21 protein-coding genes and 1 other annotated feature are annotated in these 23535 nt (G+C 46.7%); of the genes, 10 read left to right on the top strand and 11 right to left on the bottom strand.

Annotation, left to right across the window (positions count from 1 at the left end; all coding sequences use genetic code 11):
• Positions 1 to 492: 492 nt before the first annotated feature.
• The 8 genes from MZ182_RS12110 to MZ182_RS12075 all read right to left on the bottom strand — a co-directional run bounded on the left by MZ182_RS12110 (position 493) and on the right by MZ182_RS12075 (position 8264).
• Positions 493 to 777 carry a DUF2798 domain-containing protein gene (locus MZ182_RS12110; RefSeq protein ID WP_248067117.1) on the bottom strand — a complete coding sequence of 95 codons (285 nt, stop codon included), beginning with the start codon at positions 775 to 777 and terminating at the stop codon, positions 493 to 495.
• Positions 778 to 848: 71 nt separating this feature from the next.
• On the bottom strand, positions 849 to 1280 hold the full coding sequence (locus tag MZ182_RS12105; protein ID WP_248067119.1) for a glycerate kinase: 432 nt from the start codon (positions 1278 to 1280) through the stop codon (positions 849 to 851).
• 70 nt (positions 1281 to 1350) lie between these two features.
• Entirely contained in the window at positions 1351 to 2172 is an 822-nt protein-coding gene (gene trpA, locus MZ182_RS12100) for a tryptophan synthase subunit alpha (protein WP_248067121.1), read from the bottom strand.
• 5 nt (positions 2173 to 2177) lie between these two features.
• The gene (gene trpB, locus MZ182_RS12095) at positions 2178 to 3368 is read right to left on the bottom strand and encodes a tryptophan synthase subunit beta (RefSeq protein ID WP_248067124.1); all 1191 of its coding nucleotides are present in this window, start codon (positions 3366 to 3368) and stop codon (positions 2178 to 2180) included.
• 112 nt (positions 3369 to 3480) lie between these two features.
• A complete protein-coding gene (gene trpCF, locus MZ182_RS12090) occupies positions 3481 to 4959 on the bottom strand; it encodes a bifunctional indole-3-glycerol-phosphate synthase TrpC/phosphoribosylanthranilate isomerase TrpF (protein ID WP_248067126.1) in 1479 nt (492 codons plus the stop codon).
• A 6-nt stretch (positions 4960 to 4965) separates the two neighbouring features.
• Positions 4966 to 6012 carry an anthranilate phosphoribosyltransferase gene (trpD, locus tag MZ182_RS12085; RefSeq protein ID WP_248067127.1) on the bottom strand — a complete coding sequence of 349 codons (1047 nt, stop codon included), beginning with the start codon at positions 6010 to 6012 and terminating at the stop codon, positions 4966 to 4968.
• Positions 6009 to 6611 carry an aminodeoxychorismate/anthranilate synthase component II gene (locus MZ182_RS12080; protein ID WP_248067129.1) on the bottom strand — a complete coding sequence of 201 codons (603 nt, stop codon included), beginning with the start codon at positions 6609 to 6611 and terminating at the stop codon, positions 6009 to 6011. The genes trpD and MZ182_RS12080 overlap by 4 nt, the downstream gene beginning before the upstream one ends.
• Positions 6612 to 6620: 9 nt before the next feature.
• Entirely contained in the window at positions 6621 to 8264 is a 1644-nt protein-coding gene (locus tag MZ182_RS12075) for an anthranilate synthase component 1 (protein ID WP_248067131.1), read from the bottom strand.
• A gap of 97 nt (positions 8265 to 8361) precedes the next feature.
• Positions 8362 to 8469: a sequence feature (Trp leader region), on the bottom strand.
• A gap of 211 nt (positions 8470 to 8680) precedes the next feature.
• Between MZ182_RS12075 and rnm the strand changes: the two genes are divergently transcribed.
• From rnm to MZ182_RS12045, 6 genes are all read left to right on the top strand, one after another.
• Positions 8681 to 9541 carry an RNase RNM gene (gene rnm, locus MZ182_RS12070; RefSeq protein ID WP_011788943.1) on the top strand — a complete coding sequence of 287 codons (861 nt, stop codon included), beginning with the start codon at positions 8681 to 8683 and terminating at the stop codon, positions 9539 to 9541.
• Positions 9538 to 10158, top strand: coding sequence for an L-threonylcarbamoyladenylate synthase (locus MZ182_RS12065; protein ID WP_011788944.1), 621 nt, complete (start codon positions 9538 to 9540; stop codon positions 10156 to 10158). The genes rnm and MZ182_RS12065 overlap by 4 nt, the downstream gene beginning before the upstream one ends.
• A 159-nt stretch (positions 10159 to 10317) precedes the next feature.
• The gene (locus MZ182_RS12060) at positions 10318 to 11106 is read left to right on the top strand and encodes a segregation and condensation protein A (protein ID WP_011788945.1); all 789 of its coding nucleotides are present in this window, start codon (positions 10318 to 10320) and stop codon (positions 11104 to 11106) included.
• Positions 11107 to 11109: 3 nt separating this feature from the next.
• Positions 11110 to 11706, top strand: coding sequence for an SMC-Scp complex subunit ScpB (gene scpB, locus MZ182_RS12055; protein WP_011788946.1), 597 nt, complete (start codon positions 11110 to 11112; stop codon positions 11704 to 11706).
• On the top strand, positions 11699 to 12574 hold the full coding sequence (rluB, locus tag MZ182_RS12050; RefSeq protein WP_011788947.1) for a 23S rRNA pseudouridine(2605) synthase RluB: 876 nt from the start codon (positions 11699 to 11701) through the stop codon (positions 12572 to 12574). The genes scpB and rluB overlap by 8 nt, the downstream gene beginning before the upstream one ends.
• A gap of 100 nt (positions 12575 to 12674) precedes the next feature.
• A complete protein-coding gene (locus MZ182_RS12045) occupies positions 12675 to 13649 on the top strand; it encodes an exo-alpha-sialidase (RefSeq protein ID WP_248067133.1) in 975 nt (324 codons plus the stop codon).
• Positions 13650 to 13696: 47 nt separating this feature from the next.
• Here MZ182_RS12045 and MZ182_RS12040 read toward each other — a convergent pair whose 3' ends face one another.
• Complete coding sequence (locus MZ182_RS12040; RefSeq protein WP_011788949.1) at positions 13697 to 14434, bottom strand: YciK family oxidoreductase; 738 nt, start codon at positions 14432 to 14434, stop codon at positions 13697 to 13699.
• A 261-nt stretch (positions 14435 to 14695) separates the two neighbouring features.
• On the opposite strand from MZ182_RS12040, the gene MZ182_RS12035 reads away from it, so the two are divergent.
• Positions 14696 to 17170: a VolA/Pla-1 family phospholipase gene (locus tag MZ182_RS12035; protein ID WP_248067136.1), complete on the top strand. Its 2475-nt coding sequence runs from the start codon at positions 14696 to 14698 to the stop codon at positions 17168 to 17170.
• A gap of 123 nt (positions 17171 to 17293) precedes the next feature.
• Positions 17294 to 18310, top strand: coding sequence for a protease SohB (sohB, locus tag MZ182_RS12030; protein ID WP_011919501.1), 1017 nt, complete (start codon positions 17294 to 17296; stop codon positions 18308 to 18310).
• 93 nt (positions 18311 to 18403) lie between these two features.
• Here sohB and MZ182_RS12025 read toward each other — a convergent pair whose 3' ends face one another.
• The gene (locus tag MZ182_RS12025) at positions 18404 to 19471 is read right to left on the bottom strand and encodes a DUF3083 family protein (protein WP_248067138.1); all 1068 of its coding nucleotides are present in this window, start codon (positions 19469 to 19471) and stop codon (positions 18404 to 18406) included.
• Between the two features lie 145 nt (positions 19472 to 19616).
• On the bottom strand, positions 19617 to 20216 hold the full coding sequence (locus MZ182_RS12020; protein ID WP_011788953.1) for an arylesterase: 600 nt from the start codon (positions 20214 to 20216) through the stop codon (positions 19617 to 19619).
• A 52-nt stretch (positions 20217 to 20268) separates the two neighbouring features.
• Between MZ182_RS12020 and MZ182_RS12015 the strand changes: the two genes are divergently transcribed.
• Together MZ182_RS12015 and MZ182_RS12010 are read left to right on the top strand one after the other, a co-directional pair.
• Positions 20269 to 21024: an ABC transporter ATP-binding protein gene (locus tag MZ182_RS12015; protein ID WP_248067140.1), complete on the top strand. Its 756-nt coding sequence runs from the start codon at positions 20269 to 20271 to the stop codon at positions 21022 to 21024.
• Between the two features lie 2 nt (positions 21025 to 21026).
• Positions 21027 to 23522, top strand: coding sequence for an ABC transporter permease (locus MZ182_RS12010; RefSeq protein WP_248067142.1), 2496 nt, complete (start codon positions 21027 to 21029; stop codon positions 23520 to 23522).
• The last annotated feature ends 13 nt before the right edge of the window (positions 23523 to 23535 follow it).

The following is a 23535-nucleotide window of genomic DNA, read 5'->3' as shown; positions in this document are numbered from 1 at the left end:
ATACAAATGCAAATCGTTATCATTTGGGTGAATGAGAGTGATTCATACTTTTAGCGGATATAAAAAAGAATTGTATATTGTCTGTTTTGATAATGTTTGGTGATTGTTATTGATGACAAGAGAGACGTTTTTTATGAAATGATGTTATAAATAACGCTATAAAACAGTTGGTTAATTTGTTTTTGAGGTTTAAAGCTCTATTTGTCTCGACTCATTGAATGGATATAGAATACGCCAAAAATGATAGCTGCTAGTGACAAAATGATGTCAGTGTAAATCGACTGTAAATGTCTAGATATTGAACTTTCGATGAGAGGACGATGATATTTCGTTGTTTAAAAACAGCACTAAATAAAGGGTCATTAGGGCGTTAATAGGGTTTTGTGCAGAGTGGAAAGCTAATGTGTCATGTTAATTGTCCCGTTGAAAACCGTTTTTAACGACGGCTTTCGGTTTTATTCCATAAACACGATGAATAAATATCTACCAATACTAAGGGAGTTCGACAAAGGCGGCGGTGAGTTTACGTACTAAAGGTAACACCATCAGCAATGTCGGAAAGGCGACAATCCATGAGATCAGCCAAGCGCCGAGCCAGAGTTCGATAAATTGCGGTGAAGCACCAACGCCATTGAAAGTGCTGATCCCAGAAACGATACAACTCATGAGAATAGAAAGAAAAAATGGCATCACCACAGTGGCATACTTGGCGGGTAATTTGGGTATTCCCAAAAAAGTACGAGGTTTGTTATTGGCTAAAGATTTAGAAACGGTCATCGGATCCTCTAATGGAAATGTATCAGGCGAATGATTGGTCAAAGGTTATCACTATACCTTCTTTTATCGACTTAATTCATCCAATTTGTTACCCAAAGTTCACCTGTCACATTGACCCAGTCACTGAGTGAGATAGGGGATTTTCCCAGTTCATTATCGAAGGGGAGCGGTAAGTTTGATTGCAACAGGTAAATCGTATCTTCGGGTGTTTGGCTGATGTCGATGATCTGTCCTGAAGCTTCAAAGTGACAGTTATGCAGCGGAAACTGCAGATGCTGGTGTGGCGCTTGTTCAATGATGTCAACTTGAGGGCTCGCACTCGCCAGCCGCCCCAATAATTCAACCGTCACCCATTGGTTAAGGGGAAAGCGCGCTTTTGCCTGCTGATCGCTGCCTTGGTAGTAAAACCAAATTGGCGCGCCATTGTCGCATTTTGCGGCCACTTCCCCTTCAAATCCACAGCCCCATGGTGTGAGTTCGAGAATATAGATCCGATACTGCATAAAAAGTCCGTTTTATTGTCGAGGCCTCCATGCTACCGAGGAACTGTGACTAAATAAATACGCTGTTAGTTTAGGTCGCAGCCTTCATTGCGCGAGTAAATTCCCCAAGCGTTGCAAGTAGCTTAACTTCATCGTGCTGGTGGGTTTCGATGATTTTTACTACGGCAGAGCCAGAAATCGCCCCCGCAGCGCCCGCTTTGATGGCGGCGCTTACCTGTGAAGGCTCGGCAATACCAAAACCGAGGAGCGGTGGCGGGGCGTTAAAGGCTTTTAATTTAGATAAAATTTCCTCTACCGGCACGCCAGCTTTCGTGTCTGTGCCTGTGACTCCCGCGCGGGATAAGAGATAGGTGTAACCTTCACCACTTTTACTCACTTGCTCAAGGGTTTCACTGTCGGCATTGGGCGGCGCGATAAAAATCGGCGCAATACCATGGGCTTTAGCGGCTTCGCTAAAGGGCGCTGATTCTTCCACTGGCACATCGGCGATAAGCACTGAATCCACACCCGCTTGCTGCGCTTTGGCGTAAAACGCATCTATGCCATTAGCAAACACCAAGTTCGCATATAGCAGCAAACCGATTGGCAGTTCAGGATATTTTGCACGCACTTGTGCCAGTAATTCAAAACACGCCGTTGGAGTCGTGCCTGCGGCTAAAGAACGCAGGTTAGCGCCTTGGATCACTGGGCCATCGGCCAAGGGATCGGAAAACGGAAAGCCCAGTTCTAAGGCATCGGCACCGTTTTGTACTAAGGTATCGATAATTTTTAGCGATAACTCAGGGCTAGGATCGCCAAGGGTGACGAAGGGGACAAAAGCGCCCCGGCCTTCGGCCTTGAGTTTGGCAAAGGTGGCTTGGTAACGGCCAGTGTTGGTAGACGTGTCACTCATGTTTATTATTCCTCTTTACCATTCAAAATGTCAGAAACGGTGAAAATATCTTTGTCGCCACGACCGGAAAGATTGACCACTAAAATGGTTTCCTTGGTACACTCGCGCGCCATTTTCACGGCATAGGCGATAGCATGCGCCGATTCCAATGCTGGGATAATCCCTTCACAGCGCGCCAGTTGTTGGAAGGCTTCTAAGGCTTCATCATCGGTAGCCGATTCATAACGGGCGCGGCCAGTGGCATTAAGATGTGCGTGCTGAGGGCCAACGGAGGGGAAGTCCAATCCGGCTGAAATCGAGTAAGATTCTTCGATTTGCCCTTCGCTGTCTTGCATCAAAGGCGCTTTCATGCCGAAGAAAATACCAGTCTTACCGTGTTTAAGCGGCGCGCCGTGCATTGGCGTGTCTATGCCTTTACCCGCAGGTTCGACGCCAATCAGTTCGACACTTGGCTCGTCGATAAAGTCAGCAAACATACCGATAGCGTTCGAACCGCCGCCAACACAAGCGATAACGGCATCGGGCAGGCGACCTTCACGTTCCAGCATTTGCTTCTTGGTTTCTTCGCCAATAATGCGTTGGAATTCACGCACTATGGTTGGGAACGGATGTGGCCCCGCAGCTGTGCCCAGAAGATAGTGGGCCTTTTCGTAGCTGCCAGACCAGTCGCGCATCGCCTCGTTACAGGCATCTTTTAAGGTGGCAGAACCTGAGGTCACAGGAATGACTTCCGCGCCCATCAAACGCATTCTAAATACGTTAGGTGATTGGCGCGCAACATCTTTGGCGCCCATATAGACTTTACATTTTAAGCCTAACAGCGCGCAGGCAAGGGCGGTGGCAACGCCGTGTTGTCCTGCACCGGTTTCGGCAATAATTTCTTTTTTACCCATGCGCTTAGCCAGCAGGGCTTGGCCTAACACTTGGTTGGTTTTATGGGCGCCGCCGTGGAGTAAATCTTCCCGTTTAAGATAGATTTTCACCATAGGATTTGGGCTTAAATTGCGGGTTAAAGTGAGCGCCGTTGGGCGACCCGCGTAGTTCTTCAGTAAATCGGTAAACTCGGATTTAAAGTCGTCATCTTCCTGCGCTTCCACAAAGGCAGTTTCTAATTGCTTAAGGGCTGGCACTAAAATCTGTGGCACATACATGCCGCCGTATTCGCCGAAATAAGGGTTAAGCTTTAACGTTGACATACCTTTTTCCTTATCTTATCAATCAGTTTATCTGTGGTTTCTCAACTCAAGCATTTGTTAAATGTACGCTGTTAAATTGAGCCACAGATATAAATGTGTTTTATCTCGCCGTTTAGAGACGTAAGTTGGCAAAAGCTGTTTGGATCAGTTGCGCCGATTTAATTCCTGCGGCGGTTTCTAGGCCTGAATTAAAATCTAAACCGTAAAATCCTTGGGCATTGGCACTGGCCGCATTGTCGGCGTTGAGTCCGCCCGCCAACATGGCATGGGCCTTTTGTGGGCAGAGGGATTTCACATCAATGCTTTGCCAATTAAAGGCTTGGCCCGAGCCGCCAAATTGGTCTGCCGTTTTACTATCAAAGAGATATCGCGATGCTCCCTGAGGTAAGTTACCAAGCTCACCCGTTTGCGCATCGACGCTGACGGCTTTCCAAATTTGAGTTGTGAGTCCCGCTTGCTCAAGTCGCTCTGCGAGTTGTGCGATTTCAAGTTCAGTTTCCGCGCCGTGTAGCTGCACCGCAGATAACTGCAAACTGGCTGCGATATCCGTAATGGTGCTTGGCGCGGCATTAACAAACACGCCGACGAATTCAATGGCGGGAGCCGCGGATGCGCGATATTCCCTGAGCAATTTTTCAGCTGCATTAAGGGTTAAGGCGCGCGGGGATTTTTCAGCAAAAATCAGCCCGGCATAGACGGCGCCTGACGTTGCCGCGGCGCGAATATCTTCCACACGGGTGAGGCCGCAGACTTTATTGTGACCGAAGATCAATTTACGGCAGGCCAAGTCGATATCAGCCTCGGCCATAATTGAGCTGCCGACGAGGAAGCCATCAACCAACGGACTCAGGCGGCGTATTTGCTCATTGTTGTAGATGCCAGATTCGCTGATCACCACGCGGTCGCTACCAATGTGTGGCGCTAAGGCTTCTGTGGTGGCGAGATCGGTACTCAAATCCCTTAAGTTACGGTTATTGATCCCAATGATCGGCGCATCTAATGCGATGGCGCGTTTAAGTTCTTCTTCGTTACTGACTTCAGTCAGCACATCGAGTTGATACTTAGCGGCTTCTTTCGCTAGGCGGTGATATTGTTCATCATCAAGCACCGACAGCATCAGCAAAATTGCATCGGCGCCTTGGTGGGCGGCGAGTTTAATTTGGTATTCGTCCACAAAAAAATCTTTGCACAGAATAGGTTGGTTCACCCGAGCGCGCACCTTAGGGATATAGTCCATATCCCCTTGGAAAAACTGCTCGTCGGTTAATACTGAAATGCCCGCCGCATATTTACCATAGATATCGGCGATGGCTTCCACATCAAACACCTCACGGATAAGCCCTTTGGATGGGCTGGCTTTTTTACATTCTAAAATGTAGCCGGCCTTGGGCGCCTTGAGTGCGGCAAATAAACTGCGGTCAGAGATTTTTGGCGATAAGCTTGCCTCTGGGAAACGCAGCTTCAGGGCGGCAATATGGGCCGCTTTGGTATCGACAATACGGGTTAACACATTACTTTTTGGCATAGGGTTTGTTTCTGCCTGTGGCTGAGTTCTCATATCTTGGCTATTTGTTATCAGTTCTTGAGTCATTGCCACTTATTCCTTTGTTTCACTGCTGACTTTAGCTAATTGGCTTAACAATTCAAAGGCTTTACCGCTTTGTATGGTACTGAGCGCAAGTAAGGTTCCTGTTTTCACTGAATCAGCAATTCCACACACATATAAAGCACAACCGGCATTAATGGCGACCGCATTGGCATGCGCATCTGTGCCGTAACCTTTCAAAATTGCCTCGGTGATCAAGGCATTCTGCGCGGGTTCGCCGCCTTCTAAGTCACTGATTTGTGCTAAAGGCACACCTAAATCGGCGGGCGTGAGTTGATACTCTATGATGTCGCCGTCTTTTAATTCGGCCACTTGGGTGTTGCCGTGCAGCGCGACTTCATCTAAACCACTGCCGTGCACTACCATAGCGCGTTTTGTGCCAAGCGCCTTTAATACTTTCGCTATCGGTAAGACTAACTCAGGGCTATACACGCCAAGTAACATAAACTCGGGGCGGGCGGGATTGATAAGTGGCCCTAACACATTGAATAAAGTGCGCGTTTTCAGCGCTTGCCTGACTGGCCCCGCATGTTTTACTCCACCGTGGTAGTGGGGCGCAAATAAAAAGCACAGGTTCAGTGCGTCGAGGCAACGACTGGCGGTGTCTGGTGACATGGTTAAGTCGATGCCAAACTGCGCCAAAAGATCCGATGACCCCGATTTACTCGATACGCTACGATTGCCGTGTTTGGCGACCTTAGCGCCCGCTGCCGCGGCAACAAAGGCGGCCGTGGTGGAAATATTAATGGTATTAAAGCCATCGCCACCGGTGCCAACTATGTCAACGATGCCATTGCTAAGGTTATCGCCATTCGAGTAAGGAAACGTCTTGGCGGCGGCGCGCATGGCATCGGCGGCGCCGCTGATTTCATCTATGGTTTCGCCGCGCATCTTGAGCGCGACTAACATGCCCGCCATAGTGGCTTCACTCATTTCACCGCGAATTAACGCGCTAAAAATCTCAAAGGCTTGCTCGCGACTTAAACTCTTACCTTGGTATAAAAGGTCGAGTAAAGGCTGAATATGGTTCGTACTCATGCGTTTACTCCTGTTTTTATGTCTTGGGTCAGAAATGCCAAGGTTTGAATGAGCAGTGTGCTGCCCAACGTCGTCAGAATCGATTCTGGATGGAACTGAAAGCCAACGGCTCTATGCTCAGGGTGAAGAATCGCCATAGGCATAGCGTCAGTGGTTGCGATCACTTGCAAGCAATCTGGTACGTGAGTGGCGACCAGACTGTGATAACGGGCAACGGGCAGGGGAGAGGGCAAACCGACAAATACGCCAGTACCGTCATGGAAAGTCGGACTTGCTTTGCCGTGCACCACAAAAGGTGCGCGTGCCACTGTGCCGCCGTAATATTCCACCATGGCTTGATGCCCAAGGCAGATACCCAGCATAGGTACCTTACCCGCAACTTTGGCGATAAGTGCCATCATAGAGCCTGCTTCATGGGGCGCACCTGGTCCTGGTGATAACACGAGGGCTGCAGGCTCTTGTTCGTTAAGCAGTTTTTCAGCGATATAATCGGCGGCAACATCGTTGCGGTAAATCACCACTTCACAACCTAGGCTGCGAAATTGATCCACTAGGTTATAGGTAAAGGAGTCAAAGTTATCGAGTAGATAGAGTTTCATATTTGGCTCCTATTTATATTGCACTGAAGAGGATTGAGCTGACGATTCATTTACTAGCAGTCCAGCGCCCATCTTGATGGCTGAAATCACGGCTTGGGCCTTCTGACGGGTTTCATCTGCCTCGCTTTGTGGATCAGAATCAAATACCACGCCAGCGCCCGCTTGAATAAAGGCGGTACCATTTTTAACAAAGGCGGAGCGGATCACGATGCAAGTATCCATGTCACCAAGGGCGTTAAGGTAACCCACAGCGCCGCCATAGCTGCCGCGGCGCGCTTTTTCCGCTTGGCGTACCAGTTGTGATGCACGTACTTTTGGTGCGCCCACTAATGTGCCCATATTCATACAGGCCTGATAAGCATGCAGCGCATCTAAATCTTGGCGTAATTGCCCCGTTACGCGGCTGACGAGGTGCATTACATGGGAATAACGGTCAACTTTTAGTAGTTCGGCGACTTTGCGGCTGCCGCTTTGGCTGATGCGCGCGATATCGTTGCGAGCTAAATCGACCAGCATTAAGTGTTCCGACAGTTCTTTTTTATCTAAGCGCAGTTCAAGTTCGATGCGGCTATCTAAGTCAAAATCAATCTCGCCTGTGGCGGTTTTACCGCGTTTACGGGTGCCAGCAATCGGGTAGACTTCCACTTGATTACTGCTGGCATCAAATTTGAGCGCACTTTCTGGTGAGGCACCAAACAGCGTAAAATCATGCCCCCTGAAATAAAACATATAGGGGCTTGGGTTAGTCAGGCGCAGGGCGCGATAAGCCCCTAAGGTATTCGGGCAAGGCAAACTAAAGCTACGGGATGGCACCACTTGGAAAATATCGCCTGCAATAATGTGTTCTTTCAAATCGATAACGGTTTGTTTGAACTCCTCATCGGAAATATTGACTTGCTCAGTTGCGTCGATAGCGGCCAGTGTCGGCACATCGGCAGGTGAATTATCTAAGTTTTTACACTCTGTACTTAAATTTTGTACCCGCTCACTTAGCGCTGTAGTGACTGCAGCACTGTGATCCGAATCAAGGCTGAAGTTATGGGTAATGATGTCGGCTTGTTTTAGTTTATGGTCGATAAGGATTAAGGTTTCGGCGAGGTAGAATAAGTAGTCTGGGCAATCGTTATCGCGGTTCGGTACGGCGGGCAGTGGCTCAACGGTATCAATCAAGTCGTAGGCCAGTATGCCACCTAAAAACAGATCTTCAAAGGCGGGTTTAGTCTGGCTGTCAGTATGAGCGCCACAATAAATCTGCTGGATAAACATCCGCAGGCCATCGAGTGGCGAGGTCGATTTTAAGCGCGCATCTTCATCCTGCAGCTGAGTGTCTTTTTGCAGTGTGACCACTAAGGTCGAGTTATCTCTAACTAGATTTGCACTCGCGCAGAAAAAGGTTTCGATAGGGGCAAGTAAGCTCGCGCCATTGTCGGTCAGTGCGGTGAAGGTCAGTTGATAACCATCGCAGCGGATCATCATGGCGGCATGGGTCATCACCATACTTTTTAAATGATCTTTACTGTCGATTTCGGCCGATTCGAGCAACATAGTATGGGGTGCATCTTGGGTGATGTGCTGATATAAGCGCAGTGGATCGCTGTGGTAGGTTAATGCCGCCTTGAGCTTGCTTGAGCGTGCGAATGTCTGTTTGGGCATGTTCATACTCCAGCTACCTGATTAAATGTCTTTAACATTATGAGTTATCTCGCTTTCTTAATTTTTCACCCGAGTTTGCCGACATTTTTCGCACCTAACAAAAAAGCCCGCATTTCTGCGGGCTTCTTGTTGATTCTGGTCACTTTCAAATGAGCACAGAGCTTCACACCACCCGCTACGTTGGGAAGTGCCACCACCAAATGATGTTTAATGAAGCGTTAATGTGGGTCATTCAAAAAGGGTCTCGCTAATTCGTTAATGGACCTATAGAAAACATGAGCTGAGCAATAATGTCAATTGAATATTTTTCATTTTCTGCGATTTATCCACTTCAATGAGGCATAAAATTAAAATGACTTAGCGACAAAGTGCGAGATAGCAGCGCATTTGTTAACAAATGCGCGTACAATAGCGCCATGAATACTCAAAGCATATTGGCTGATCTACATAGCCACACGACCGCGTCCGATGGTCAGTTAACGCCGTCTGAATTGGTGGCAAGAGCCCTTGAAAAGGGCGTGCAGTTATTTGCGATCACCGATCACGACACTGTGGCAGGTTTACCTGAAGCCCGTGCCTTTAATCAGGCACAAGCTGCACCATTGAAATTGATTTCTGGCGTGGAAATCTCTACTCGCTGGAATAGTTACGATATTCATATCGTGGCGCTTAACTTCGATGCTGATAACCTCGCGCTATTAGCATTTTTAGAAAACCAGCGTGAATTACGTGAATTACGTGCCCAAGAAATTGGCCATAGATTAGCTAAAGCTGGTATCGAAGGTGCCTACGAAGGCGCTAAGGCGTTGGCGGGTGATGCCGCGTTGAGCCGTGGACATTACGCTCGCTGGATGGCTGATAAGGGTCATGCTGTGGATATGCCGAGTGTATTTAAACGCTATTTAGCTCGAGGTAAAACCGGTTATGTGCCCAATAATTGGGGCGATATGGCCAGCGCGATTGAAGTGATCCACAACGCGGGCGGGTTAGCTGTGTTAGCCCACCCTAGCGGTTACAAGTTATCCGCTAAGTGGCTTAAGCGCTTAGTGCGCGAATTTAAAGAAGCAGGTGGGGATGCCATGGAAGTGGTACTCGGCCAGCAAACGTTAGACGACAGGGCCAATCTTGTGGCGCTGAGCGTTCAAAACCAGTTGCTTGCATCGATAGGGAGTGATTTTCACTTTCCAAGCAATTGGATAGAATTAGGTAAAAATCTGTATCAGCCCCAAGGTATTGATTGGGTCTGGCAATCGAGATCTTGGATGGAACGACCATGAGTCAGTTTTTTTATGTACATGAAGTAAATCCGCAAGCCCGTCTTATCAGTCAAGCCGTCGCAGCCTTAAAAGCAGGCGGTGTGATTGTTTACCCCACCGATTCAGGCTATGCATTAGGCTGCTTGATTGGTGAGAAAGACGCGATGACGCGGATGGCGAGAATTCGTCAAATTGAGAACGATCATAATTTTTCATTGATGTGCCGCGATCTCTCCGAGCTTGCAACCTACGCCAAGGTGGATAACCAAGCCTATCGTATTCTAAAAAGTTGCACGCCTGGACCTTATACCTTCATTTTTAAAGCGACCAAAGAAGTGCCCCGTCGGCTGCAAAATGACAAGAAAAAGACCATAGGTATTCGCGTGCCCGACAATGTGATCGCACTGGCGTTGCTTGAAGCCTTAGATGCGCCGCTGATGTCGACCAGTTTAGTGATGCCAAATGCCGAGTTTGCCGAGTCTGATCCTGAACAAATTCGTGATTTGCTCGAGCATCAAGTGGATGTGATTATCCACGGTGGTTATTTAGGCGAAAAGCCGACGACTGTAATTGATATGTCTGAAGATGGCGCCGAGATTTTACGTGAAGGCGCGGGTGATATCACGCCGTTCCTCTAAATCTGCCGCATTAGATTTATCGCTAATGGATGCGGGTAAGTGATTCGGATAGTGGTAGTCAACATTTGGCAGTTTTATCGCCGTAAATTTACAGGTATAATCGCGCGTTTGGCGTTAGCCTAGGTTGGATAGCGCAGTGTTAACGGAGCAAGATAGCGGATGCAGGGCACGCAACAGAGTTTACCCTTAGCCGTTATTCGTGGTCAGGCCATGACCGAAATGCCGCTGGATTTGTTTATTCCGCCGGAGGCATTGGAAGTGTTCCTTGAGTCCTTTGAAGGACCATTGGATTTACTTTTATATTTGATCCGTAAGCAAAAATTAGACGTTGTCGATTTACCCATTCAGCAAATCACCGCGCAGTATTTAGAATATATTACGTTGCTGACTCAGGCTCGAATCGAACTTGCCGCCGATTATTTAGTGATGGCAGCAACGCTTGCCGAGATTAAATCCCGTTTGCTGCTGCCGCGTATGGTGGCCGAAGATGAGGTTGAGGAAGATCCACGGGCACAGCTTATTCGGCAGCTTAAAGCCTATGAAGTGATTAAAGAAGCGTCGCAAAAACTCGATGATTTACCGCGGCTCGAGCGGGATGTATTTCAAGCCAAAGCCGTGGCAGCACCCGGGATTAAGCCACTGGTGATCCCGCCAGAAGTTTCGTTGTTTGAAATTGCCCGCGCCTTTGGTGATGTACTCAAACGTATCGATGCCTATGAAGATCATCATGTTAAGCGTGAACAGTTATCGACCCGTGAACGCATGAGCCAGATTTTAGCCATGTTGAACTCGGAAGATTTTACGGCCTTTGAACGTTTATTTACCGTAGAAGAAGGCCGTGCTGGCGTGGTAGTCACCTTCTTAGCTTTGATGGAATTAGTCAAAGAATTATTGGTCGAATTGTACCAAACAGAACCGTTTTCAACTATTTACGTTAAGGCCTATTAATTGATGCAGATAAATCCGACTCAATTAAAACAGCTTATTGAAGCGAGTTTGTTTGTATTGGGGAAACCCTTGTCGGCGAAAATGTTGAAAGACACTGTCTTGGTGGATTTCACGGTTTCCAGAGACAAAATAAAAGCGGCATTGGATGAGTTGCAACAGGATTATCAAGACAGAGGTGTACAACTTGTGAAAGTCGCTGGGGGTTATCGCTTCCAGACCTTAGAAGTATTGAGTCCTTTTTTGCAGCCCCTGTGGCAGGAAAAAGCCCCTAAATATTCGCGTGCGACATTAGAAACTTTGGCGGTGATTGCTTATCGTCAACCTGTGACTCGTGGCGATATTGAACAGGTGCGCGGTGTGGCTATAAGTAGCCATATCATAAAAAGTTTGTCAGATAGACATTGGATTAAAGTAGTTGGTCATAAAGAAGTACCGGGGCGACCCGCGTTATATGCCACTACCTTAGAATTTTTAGCATATTTTGGCTTAGACACCTTAGCGGATTTACCGCCGCTGTCGGATACTGAGTCATTGCAGGCGGTTTTTTCAGGTTTGAAATCAGCGCCAGAACAGTCAGAAGAGCAAAATACTAATGAGTGAAAAATTGCAGAAAGTCTTGGCCCGTGCAGGCCATGGCTCCCGTCGTGAGATGGAGGCATGGATTGCTGCAGGCCGAGTTAGTATTGATGGTGAAATTGCTAGCCTTGGGGATCGTATTGAAGCCGATGCTAAAGTGCGTATCGATGGCAGAGCCATTTCGTTAAAGTCTGCCGAAGACGTGATTTGCCGTGTACTGGCATATCATAAACCCGAAGGCGAAATTTGCAGTCGTAAAGATCCTGAAGGCCGTCCAACGGTATTCGATCGCTTACCTAAAGTGCGTGATTCACGCTGGGTAGCGGTAGGTCGTTTAGACATCAATACCTCAGGTTTATTGTTGTTTACCTCAGATGGTGAGTTAGCAAACCGCTTAATGCATCCATCGAACGAAGTTGACCGCGAATACGCAGTGCGTACCTTCGGTGAAATCCCTGAGGCGACAGTGCAACGTTTGCGTACAGGTGTGATGTTAGAGGACGGCCCAGCACAGTTTGATAGCATCAAGCCAGCGGGCGGCGAAGGCATGAACCAGTGGTGGCATGTGTGTTTACGCGAAGGTCGTAACCGTGAAGTACGCCGTCTGTGGGAATCCCAAGAAGTGCAGGTGAGCCGTTTGATCCGTATTCGTTATGGTATGGTCGAATTGCCAAAATCACTGCCCCGCGGTGGTTGGGTTGAATTGCCCGTTGAACAAGTTAATTATTTGCGTCAATTAGCGGGTCTTGAGCCTGAAACGCGCACTATGCTTGCTGCTGATAAACACAGTGTGGCCCGTGCTCAGGTTAAAAGTGCCAAAATTCGCCGCGCGGTGCGTAAGCATAAAGTCACAGGGGCTGGAAAAGCTAAACCAACGCGCCAGCGCAGTTAAGTTGTTCTATCCCAATCAAAAGGCCGCTTCGCGGCCTTTTTGCTTTCTGTTATTTGCAGCTATGTTATAACAAGTCTCAGTTGGATTGAGGAGTGAATGGATGAAGCTAATTTCAGTAAAACGAATTTGGGAACAGGGTGCCCATAATGCATTTACCGATTTAATCAGATTTCAGGGGGCACTGTTTTGCGTTTTCCGTGAAGGTACTGCCCATGTGTCACCCGATGGTGCACTGCGTATTCTACGCTCAGCGGATTTAGGTGAAACTTGGCAGAGCGTGGCGCTGATCTGTTCGGATGAGGCGGATTTACGCGATGGTAAACTGATTGAGTATCAAGGAGAATTACTCTTACTTGGCGGTGGGACTTTGCACAATAAGTCAGGCTTACAATCACATCTTTGGCGTTCACTCGATGGGCTAGTGTGGTCGGATGCGCTCAAAATTGGTGATAAAGGTTATTGGTTATGGCGCTTAACCGAATATCAAAATGCACTCTATGGCGTAGGTTATCGCGCTGGGCCTGATGGCGATACCCGCTTGTATAAAAGTGATGATGGGGTGCAGTTTGAGACTTGGTTAATGGTGTTTAATAATCAGGGTTATGTCAATGAAAGTGCAATTGTTTTTGATCAAGACAACGGCTTTTGTCTATTGAGGCGCGATCCCGTATGGGGACCGGAATATGTTGGTTTACTTGGTTGCAGTCAAGCGCCATTTATCGATTGGCAATGGCAAGAACTCGATAAGCGCATTGGTGGGCCAGTGATGTTGATGTATCAATCCCGTTTGTTGGCAGTAGTGCGTTTATATGATGAACAAGTTCGCACGGCTTTAGTTGAAATTCACCCCGATACTGGCGTGGTTCAAGAGTTACTGACGCTGCCATCGAAGGGCGATACCAGTTATGCGGGCGTTGTGATTGACGGAAATGAGTTGTGGGTCAGTTATTATTCAAGCCATGAGATAGCCAATGCTCAACTTGATGCACAGAATGTGCAGAATGAATCAAGTATAAGTACTCAGGCTAAAACGATGATTTATTTTGCAAAAATTCAGCTTGTGGGTGAGTTCTAAAAACAAAAGGAGCCATAAGGGCTCCTTTTGTTTAATCGCTATTTCACTTATTGAGCGTTAAACTGCTGTCCGTTGACGGCACTAGAATCTTGACCCATCAAATATAGATAGGTCGGCATGATCTCTTCAGCGGTTTTGAGATCCAGTGGATTCTCTGCGGGGTAGGCTTTAGCGCGCATCTCAGTGCGGGTTGCACCAGGATTGATACTGTTCACTCGAACTGAGGTGCCATCGCATTCATGGGCGAGAACTTGCATCATGCCCTCAGTGGCAAACTTAGAGAAAGCATAAGGTCCCCAATAGGCGCGGCCTTGACGACCCACACTGCTCGACGTAAAGATAATCGATGCACTGGGTGCTTGACGCATGACAGGCAATAAGGCTTTTGTGAGCATAACTTGGGCCGTGACGTTCACTTTGAGCACATCTTCGAGTGATGAAATATCGATGTGTTCAAACGGACCTAAGGCACCGAGCAAGCTAGCATTATGTAATAAGCCGTCTAAATGACCAAATTGTTCTGCAATGGTGTCGGCCATATCTTGGTAGTTTTGTTCCGTTGCACCCTTAAGATCCAATGGCACTATAGCAGGTTTGGGATAACCGGCTTGTTCTATTAGATCGTAAACCGCTTCCAGTTTTTTCACTGTTTTACCGAGTAAAATCACGGTGGCGCCGTGTTTTGCAAATGCAATAGCGGCCGCTTTACCAATACCAGCACCTGCGCCTGTGACTAAGATTGTTTTGCCCTGAAGTAAATCTTTTGCTGCTTGATATTCCAACATGAGTCTCTTTTTCCTCTTGGCGAGAATGCCCGCCACTTCTCGACTAGCCGAAGTGATAAACGCATGTTTCAAACAAATGAATGAAACTTTGTTATAAATAGCAAAAATGTTTGTGACAAACTTGTGGCTAACTCAATATTTTTACGTTAACTTGAAACGAGTTAGGGGCTAACATAAGCCCTATTAGTCACAGATTTTTTGCTATTGTGACTAATTTCTTGGGGAAAACAAAACTATTACAACAAGATTTGGGGAAAAAAGATGAAAAGACTCATTTTGGGTGTTGCGATTGCATCTGCACTAGGCCTCACAGGATGTGGCGAGGACAGCTATAACGAACTCAAGGATAAGACGGAAGTGCTCATCCCTGAATCGCGTATGGTGTTTGACCCTGCCAACGCTAAAGTTCCATTACCAAATGATTTGCTGTTCAGTGGCACGACTGACGGCACATTAGCGATCCCTGGCGAAAGTTCGGGTAATTATGTTGACCCACAAATTGCCCTAGGGGCCTTAGATGGTTGGTCAACAACATCACCAATTTCTATTGATATCGATTTAGCGAAAAAACATGACGGGACACCACTGACCTTAATGGCTGCATCGGTTGCACAGCCGGGCGCGGTGAGAATGTTTGAGGCCACTGTAGGCGGTGCACTATCGTCTGATCCCGAATGTAAGGCTAAACCGTCTGTTTCAGCCTGTAAAGTTGGCGCAGAACTGCAGTTTGGTGTTGACTTTGTATCAACCGCATCGGGCAACAAAGTGGTCATCGTACCGCTTAAGCCACTTAAAGCGGGCCAATCCTATATCTATGCGACGACCAATCTTATTCAAGATTCTGAAGGTCGTGGTATTGCGCCTTCAACAACCTATGGTTTGTTGAAGATGGATATCAATACGTTACCACTGGAAACGCCAGATCAGCTGATGTTGCAAACCTTAGTCAACAGTTATGAAAAAGGGATTGCTGCCGCCCATAATGTAGATACTACCACGATTAATTATGCAGGACTATTTACCACCCAATCAGTGGCAAATGTCTATGAAACTACTAAGTTATTGATGGCCCAAGGTGCGCCATATGCCCCAAGTTTTGCCCAAATGCCAACACCAACAGGATTGACTGTTGCACAAGTGGCGGGGATAACAGATCAAACCAGTCCAGCATATGTCGTTGCAAACTTGGCTGATGTTTATACTGCGAAAATTAAACTCCCCATTTACGGTGATTGTTCTTCTGTCAGTTGTTTATCTTCTTCAGGACAACCATTAATTAATGGTCGTTGGAAAGCCCAAGGTGATAGTCCAGTTTCTGTGTTATTAGCATTGCAAGCGGGTACGTTGAGTCAAACGAACTTTGGTATGCAAGCTGTGGCTAACGGTATTGCCAATCCCGCTGATGCCTTGGCAAATCCTTCGTTAATGGCGGGTAAAACTTGGTTGTTAGATGATGGCACGGCGGTAGATAAGACTAAACATCTGACTAAGTTCAATCCTATCCCCGAGATTAAGGGATATGAAACGGTCCCCGTGCTGATTTCAATGCCTAACCCGACAAAATTGGCCGCATTTTATCAGCAGCAGGGTAAAACCTTTACACAACCAGCGGCCGGCTGGCCAACAACGCTTGCACTGCATGGTTTAGGTGGCGGTAAAGAGATGTCACTCGCCTATGCTGGCAGCTATGCGGCTATGGGCGTCGCAACCATTGCTATTGATATGCCGCTCCATGGAGCGCGTTCATTCGATGCTAACGGTGATGGTATTTATGAAGTCACTGCAACCGATCCTGCCTTCGGTGCAGTTGTGGGTAACTCGGAAGCCTTTAAAAATGGTAACCCGTTGGTGTTTGTGAATATTTCTAGCACGCTATCGGTGCGAGATAATTTCCGTCAAGCGACGATGGACCATTTAGGTGTAAGGCTGGCACTGACTGGATTAGCACAAGGGTTAGCACAGGCTGGACAGCAGCAACTTTTTGATGTTTATAACATCAGTGTACAAGGGCTTAGCTTAGGTGCGATAGTTGGTACCGATTTTGCGACCTATGCCAGTACAGGCATGAAACATCCAACGACGGGCGAGGCGTTACAAAATGCCTATGCTATCAAGGCTGCATCCTTAGTTGCTCCTGCTGGTGGCTTAGCGGGCGCATTTGCAGGTTCTGCAACCTTTGCTCCTGTACTGTTTAGTAATATTACGGCATCTACCACCTTCAAAGCGCTAGTGGATAAGGCTAATACCGCAGGTTATGAAGTCGGTAGCCCTGAATATGCGGCATTAGTACAAGCGGTTTACGCGCAATTTATTCCAACCTTTGCTTTTGCAGTACAAACTGCGATTGACTCGGCGGATCCTGTTAACCATGCTGCTATGTTAAAAGCGACTGGTTTACCTGTACATCTTATTGAAGTCGCGGGAGATGGTAATGGTAACTTAGGTGATCAGGTCCTACCAAACCGTGTGGATAATTTCCCATTATCCGGAACCGAACCTCTGATTGCTTCATTAGGTTTACCTTGTGTTGATAGCACAACTAAAGGAAAAGGTGTAGTTCGTTTTGCTAAAGGTCATCATAGTTCGCTTGTTGATCCTAAAGAAAAGGAATCAACGGATGGTTTGGCAGCCGCTGCAACGGTTGAAATGCAAACCCAAGTAGCAACCTATGCCGCCAGTGGTGATGCAACCATTTTAGTGACAAACAGCAACGTGATTGCGACTTGTCCTAACTAATATTGCCTTAATCTGAAAAACCCAGCTCACGCTGGGTTTTTTTATGGGCCTTTAGGCTGTTAGAATAGCCCGCAATAAATTAAGTGAAGAGATACGCAAACCTGCGTCCCAACGGAGAACACTTTGGAATTTTTATACGAATATGGCATGTTTCTGGCGAAAGCTATCACTATAGTGGTCGCAATTGTGGCCGTTATTATTGTGGTATTGGCTTCGACTGTGAAACATAAATCAGATAAGGGCGAGTTGAGGATTACCAACTTATCTGAAGAGTTAGAAGAGCTTAAACATGGCTTAAAAGAAGAATTACTCTCAAAAAAAGAATTCAAAGCCTATGAAAAACAGCTAAAAATAGATGAAAAGGTCAAGGACAAAACAGAGGGGGATACCAGTAAAGGTAAGGTTTTTGTTATTGATTTTAAGGGCAGTATCGATGCAGCTGAGGTTGCTTCACTGCGTGAAGAAATCAGTGCCATTTTAGCCATTGCCGAAAAAGGTGATGAAGTCGTTGTTAATGTTGAGAGTGGTGGTGGAATGGTCCATGGCTATGGTTTAGCCTCCAGCCAGTTAGATCGTTTACGTCAAGCCGATATCCTGCTGACGGTCTGTGTTGATAAAGTCGCTGCCAGTGGTGGTTATATGATGGCTTGCGTAGCAAATAAAATTTATGCCGCGCCTTTTGCTATCGTCGGTTCCATTGGTGTTGTTGCCCAATTGCCGAACTTTAATCGTTTACTGAAAAAACATGAAATTGACTATGAGCAGCATACGGCTGGCGATTTCAAACGGACGTTAACGGTTTTTGGTGAAAACACCGATGAGGGAAGGCAGAAGTTCCAAGAGGAACTCGAAGAAACCCATGTGTTGTTCAAAGCCTTTGTGAGTAAATATCGCCCCGAACTGAATTTGGAGAAGGTGGCAACGGGTGAGCATTGGTATGGTCAGCAGGCCATTGAACTCGGGCTTGTTGATGAAATTCTGACGAGTGATGATGTTGTCATGTCGCTGGCGAAAGATCGCAAAGTGTATAAGTTGCGTTATCAAGTGAAGAAAAAGTTGGCAGATAAGATTGCCCATGGAGCCTCTTTATCTGTTAATGCGATTTTTAATCGTCTTATCGAAAAAAATCGTCCAATGTAATCTCGATAATAACCTTCTGATTTTATAACCATTAAAACGCCTGCAAATGCAGGCGTTTTGGTTTAGTGAGCTTATTGTGTTACATAGAAGACGTTAGATTTGATAACTAATATGTTGATGGAAGCGTATCACTAAGTCTTCACGCTCGGGGTCAATACCGATTTCGGCAGCAAAGGCTTTGAGTGCGGTTTCGACATTATTCATAAAACGTCCATAGCCAGCATCATCGCAATCCTTGGTGCCCGCAACAATCGTAAAGTGCGCCGCTTCAACTAAATTATCCGCATCCCAGCGGCGGATCACTTGCTGCTCTGTCGCATTAGGATCGAACCCTATCATTTGTACTTCAGTTTTGCTGTCCAGTTTTTCAAACTTACTATTGCGTACTAATGGGGTTAAGCCATTCGCAATCATCGCGAGTCGAGTCAGTTGCCTGTTTGCAGCAGCTTTGAGGAAGCTATCTTCAAGATGTTGATATAAATGTGTAAAGTCGGTTGCCGAGTCAGGCAATAAACCTTGTTTAAGCTTACGGCTGAGTGGCAAACTCACGGTGACATAGGTCAGTGAACTGACATTTTCTGGTAGTTCACATTTTCTAGCCTTATATCTTGGCCCTATGGCGCGCAGCTTATAGCCATAGGTTTCTTTATTGCCTTTGGCCTTAGCAAAGAGATCATAGGATAAGTGTTGATGGTCACGGATCTTCACCTTCAGATCGGTTATCGGCAATTGCGGCATTAATTCATTGAGTAATTCGCGTACACGGATATGGAAACTGGCCGAGTTACTACGAATATCTTCACCAGTTGCGAGAAATACGATACGTAATTTACGCGCACGATAATTATCTTGCGTGAATAAATTTTGGGCCTCGTGGTAGGCAGGATTGTAGAAAAATAAAATTTGTTCGGTGGTTTGGAAGCAATAGGCTTCAGTATGAAAACGTACAACAGGCAGTTTATCGTTAGTGATCACGTGGACATTACGGAGATCGTGTTGTTCTGCCAAATTAAATATCAAGCGGCTCAAGGTCTGATAACAGCTTTGATAGTCTGGATATTGACTCAGTAATTCATCCGTCACTTTGATTTCGGCTGTGATGAATTGGTTGGTACGGGCTTCCTTGGGTATGTACACTTTTTGCTGATGGCTAAGGGACATATTGACTCCTTGTTTGAGTTAACCATTTGCTAACACTAATTTTACTGTTTATATATGATGTTATTCTTGCGTTAGAACACGTTTTTATCGCTCAAGCATGAGTTTAAGTCAGCAAGCTGTTTATTAGCTTAAAATATCCACAAACTTATTGGTTTAAGGCTTTTTCTATCCAAGGTTGCATCCATGCGGCAATTTTTGCTTGGGCCTTTTCATTGGGATGAATGCCATCCCGTTGCATTAAGTCTGGATAAGGAGCGATTTCCTGCATAAAGAATGGAATTAATTCAATATTCTGTGTTTTGGATATGTCTTGATACACTTGGGTGAACTTTTGGGTATAGCGAGGGCCATAGTTAGGCGGTACCATGATTTCGGTGAGTAATACTTTGGCGCCACTTTTTTGCGCTAGAGTAATGATTTGGATTAGATTATTTTCGAGTTGCGTTGGTGGGAATCCACGTAAACCATCATTCCCTCCCAGTTCAACGACCACAAGATCTGGAGAGACAGAATCGAGTAAAGCGGGTAATCGGCGAAGGCCGCCTGCGGTAGTTTCTCCGCTAACTGAACCATTAATAAACTGATGTTCAGGGAGATTTTTTTGCAACATTGCGACCCAGCCCAGTTGTTCCGACATGCCATAGCTTGCGCCTAAGCTATCGCCAAGGATCAGTACCTTCGCCGCATGAACTGGCGTAGCCATTAACATACTCAGTAGGATGAATGCCCCCAGGGTCTTCGCCATTGACTTTAATCTTAGCGATTGATACCAGAACGATTTATATAAGAAGGATCCTATGTCTAACGTCATCTTAAAAAACAGTGCCATCAATGTGGTTAACCTCGAAAAATCAGTGATCACTCAGGAAGGAACGCTCACTATCCTCAAGGGCATTAACTTAGATGTCAAGCAAGGCGAGAGTGTGGCGATTTTAGGACCCTCTGGATCGGGTAAATCCACCTTGCTTGGATTGCTCGCAGCACTTGATACGCCGACATCGGGTGAAATTTGGCTCGATGGCGTGGCGTTATCGCCACTCAATGAAGAGCAAAAAGCGGCACTACGTAAACAGAAAGTGAGCTTTATTTTTCAATCTTTTATGTTGGTTGATACCTTAACAGCACTCGAAAATGTGATGTTACCCGCCGAACTCGCAGGGGTGAAAAATGCCAAGGAAAAAGCGCAGGCCATGTTAGAAAGGGTGGGGTTATCCCACCGCTTGACCCATTTACCCAAACAGCTTTCGGGTGGCGAGCAGCAAAGGGTCGCGATAGCCCGTGCTTTTATCTGTGAGCCAACAGTGTTATTTGCCGATGAACCTACGGGGAATTTAGATGGTGTTAACGGCCATAAGATCGCCGACATGCTGTTTGAGCTAAATCAAGAAAGTCATACCACCTTAATTCTTGTCACCCATGATCTGTTACTTGCTAAACGCTGCCAGCGGCAGTTGGTGATGGATAATGGCCATTTACAGGAAGAAAATGCCAGAGCTGTTGTCTCAACCCCATCCGTTGCTCCCGATATACTCGCTAATGCTAAGGAGGCTTAAATATGGAGTTAAGTCTGGCATGGCGCCTATTTAAACGTGAGTTACAGCAAGGGCAATTGTTATTGATTATCCTCGCTATCACGCTCGCAGTATTGTCTGTGAGCGGTTTAGCGCGGGTGAGCGAGCGCTTGCAAGTGGCAATTAATGGAGAGGCTTCAGCGTTTATTGCAGCCGATCGTATTATCGATTCACCCGTGATAATTGATCCCACTATTTTAGCTAAAGCTGAAGAGCTTGGGCTTAAGCATGTGACTAACATGCAATTTAATTCCATGGTCTATTCGGGAGATAAATTCCAGTTAGTGACAGTGCGCGCTGTTGAGGTGGGTTATCCACTCAAAGGTGAAATTGAGCTTACCACTGGTAAAACAAAAGCGTTACCTAAAGCGGATGAAATCTGGTTTGAGACGCGTTTAGGTGGGCTTTTGGGATATCCCAAATCCATAGAGTTAGGTAACAGTGAGTTTGTGCTCAGCAATGAGATCAGCCGTTTGCCCGACGCAGGGTTCAATCCTTTTGCTTCATCCCCTATTGTGTTGATGCGAATGGAAGATGTGGCAAAAACGGGGGTTATTCAACCGGGGAGCCGCGTCACGTATTTATATCAATTTGCAGGAGATGAAGCTGCCCTCATCGCTTTTGAGCAAAGTGCCAAACCGCTGCTGAATAGCACCCAACGCTGGGTCGATGTGCAATCTGGCGATTCGCCTATAGCAGGCGCTGTTAAGCGAGCAGAGCGTTTCTTGCTGTTAGCCAGTTTAATGGGAATTGCACTAGCTTGCGCTGCGATAGGTATTGCTGCTCAGCGTTATTGTCAGCGCCATTACGATGTGGTGGCCATGCTGAAAACCTTCGGTGCCTCAGCAAAACAAATTCGTCTGTTGTTTGGCATGCACTTATTACTTGTGACGTTATTGGGAATAGGCTTAGGTCTTATCGGTGGTGGGTTACTGGATTTTGGGATCAGTTATCTATTGCCACCCGAAATTGCTGCTTATTCACCGCCACTGACTCGACCATTATTGCTCGGGATAAGCACAGGGCTTATCAGCGCCTTTATGTTTTCAGCCTACCCTTTGATGCGGTTACTGGCGATTCCGCCACTAAGGGTGCTGCAGCGTCAGTTAGAAGGTCTGCAACTTGGCATGTGGTTGCATTTGCTACTGAGTTTAGGGGCGATGGCGTTACTGGGATATTTGTATTCCCAAAGTTGGGCTTTGACACTAACGGTCGTTGCGGCGGTCTTACTGCTTGGTGTGTTACTGAGTGTGCTGGGTTTTGTGATGATACGTGCAGGTCACAGCATAGGTATGAAAACGACCAATCCCTTACAATTGGCGCTAGCGGGGCTAAGGCGTCGTGCGCGGCAAAATGCGGTGCAATTGGTCGGTTTTAGCGCGGCACTCGTGTTGTTATTGACCATTTTGGCGCTCAGGCAAGATTTACTTAACGAATGGCAAAAACAGCTACCCGAAAATGCGCCGAACTACTTTTTAGTCAATATTGCCCCCGATGATGCTAAGCCTTTACATGATTTTATGTCGGCAAATGGCATTACTGCGACGGATATTTATCCGGTGATCCGTGGACGTCTAACCCAAATCAACGGGGAAACCTTGATTTCTAATGAACAGCGGGAGGCTGGTGAAAAGGGGCGCGTCGGGATTTCTCGTGAGCTCAATCTCACATGGCGTAATACCTTACCCGCCAATAACGAGTTAATAGAAGGGCAGTTTAATCAAGCTACCGATGAAGTGTCAGTCGAGTCAGGTGTGGCGGAGCGTTTAGGTATTGGTCTTGGCGATAAGTTGACTTATATCATCGATAATCAGGAGCTTACCGTAAAAGTTGCGAGTATTCGTACCGTGCACTGGGAAACTCTGCAACCAAACTTCTTTATGATCTTTACCCAAGAAGCACTTGCACCTTTTGCGTATACCTCGATGGCGAGCTTCTTTCTAGATGAAAAAGGTCTTGATGATCAGGCGACGAATGCGGATAGTTCACCTAAGGATGCGGTGATTTTGGCGCTTATTCAGCAATTTCCGACGGTTTCCATCATAGATGTGGGCGCTATGGTAGGGCAGTTGCGGCAGATCATAGAGCAAGTGTCATTGTCGTTAACCTTAGTGCTGGTGTTGGTGCTGCTCGCCAGTGGTTTAGTGTTGATTGCCCAGACTGAAGCGGGAATGGCTACGCGGCAGCGTGAACTTGCGGTGCTACGTACTTTTGGTGCTTCAGGATGGTTATTACGCAGTGCAACGGGTTTAGAGTTTGCTTTACTGGGCGGTATTGCAGGTGTGTTAGCAGTGATAGTAGCCGAATTTGCGCTCTATCTACTAAAAACTCAAGTGTTTGAACTTAATGTGTATATGCATTGGCCTTGGTGGGCAATTGCTCCTGTATCCGGTGCATTGCTGGTGGCCTTGCTTGGGGTGTGGCGTTGCCGTCAATTACTGAATCAATCCTGCTCTGAGTTACTAAAAGCAGGGAGTTAAACCGTTTATTACT

Source organism: Shewanella sp. JNE2 (genome assembly GCF_023159115.1).
Taxonomy (GTDB): Bacteria; Pseudomonadota; Gammaproteobacteria; order Enterobacterales; family Shewanellaceae; genus Shewanella; species Shewanella putrefaciens.
This window is presented reverse-complemented; position numbering and strand designations above follow the sequence as displayed.

Bases quoted from the DNA above. Each gene is read 5' to 3' on its own strand.
- MZ182_RS12025 (WP_248067138.1), bottom strand. From the start codon at position 19,471: ATGTCCCTTAGCCATCAGCAAAAAGTGTACATACCCAAGGAAGCCCGT.
- rnm (WP_011788943.1), top strand. From the start codon at position 8,681: ATGAATACTCAAAGCATATTGGCTGATCTACATAGCCACACGACCGCG.
- MZ182_RS12060 (WP_011788945.1), top strand. From the start codon at position 10,318: ATGCAGGGCACGCAACAGAGTTTACCCTTAGCCGTTATTCGTGGTCAG.
- trpB (WP_248067124.1), bottom strand. From the start codon at position 3,368: ATGTCAACGTTAAAGCTTAACCCTTATTTCGGCGAATACGGCGGCATG.
- MZ182_RS12065 (WP_011788944.1), top strand. From the start codon at position 9,538: ATGAGTCAGTTTTTTTATGTACATGAAGTAAATCCGCAAGCCCGTCTT.
- rluB (WP_011788947.1), top strand. From the start codon at position 11,699: ATGAGTGAAAAATTGCAGAAAGTCTTGGCCCGTGCAGGCCATGGCTCC.
- MZ182_RS12110 (WP_248067117.1), bottom strand. From the start codon at position 777: ATGACCGTTTCTAAATCTTTAGCCAATAACAAACCTCGTACTTTTTTG.
- MZ182_RS12075 (WP_248067131.1), bottom strand. From the start codon at position 8,264: ATGCCCAAACAGACATTCGCACGCTCAAGCAAGCTCAAGGCGGCATTA.
- scpB (WP_011788946.1), top strand. From the start codon at position 11,110: ATGCAGATAAATCCGACTCAATTAAAACAGCTTATTGAAGCGAGTTTG.
- trpA (WP_248067121.1), bottom strand. From the start codon at position 2,172: ATGAGTGACACGTCTACCAACACTGGCCGTTACCAAGCCACCTTTGCC.
- MZ182_RS12035 (WP_248067136.1), top strand. From the start codon at position 14,696: ATGAAAAGACTCATTTTGGGTGTTGCGATTGCATCTGCACTAGGCCTC.
- trpD (WP_248067127.1), bottom strand. From the start codon at position 6,012: ATGAGTACGAACCATATTCAGCCTTTACTCGACCTTTTATACCAAGGT.
- MZ182_RS12020 (WP_011788953.1), bottom strand. From the start codon at position 20,216: ATGGCGAAGACCCTGGGGGCATTCATCCTACTGAGTATGTTAATGGCT.
- MZ182_RS12010 (WP_248067142.1), top strand. From the start codon at position 21,027: ATGGAGTTAAGTCTGGCATGGCGCCTATTTAAACGTGAGTTACAGCAA.
- MZ182_RS12015 (WP_248067140.1), top strand. From the start codon at position 20,269: ATGTCTAACGTCATCTTAAAAAACAGTGCCATCAATGTGGTTAACCTC.
- MZ182_RS12040 (WP_011788949.1), bottom strand. From the start codon at position 14,434: ATGTTGGAATATCAAGCAGCAAAAGATTTACTTCAGGGCAAAACAATC.
- MZ182_RS12045 (WP_248067133.1), top strand. From the start codon at position 12,675: ATGAAGCTAATTTCAGTAAAACGAATTTGGGAACAGGGTGCCCATAAT.
- trpCF (WP_248067126.1), bottom strand. From the start codon at position 4,959: ATGACTCAAGAACTGATAACAAATAGCCAAGATATGAGAACTCAGCCA.
- MZ182_RS12080 (WP_248067129.1), bottom strand. From the start codon at position 6,611: ATGAAACTCTATCTACTCGATAACTTTGACTCCTTTACCTATAACCTA.
- MZ182_RS12105 (WP_248067119.1), bottom strand. From the start codon at position 1,280: ATGCAGTATCGGATCTATATTCTCGAACTCACACCATGGGGCTGTGGA.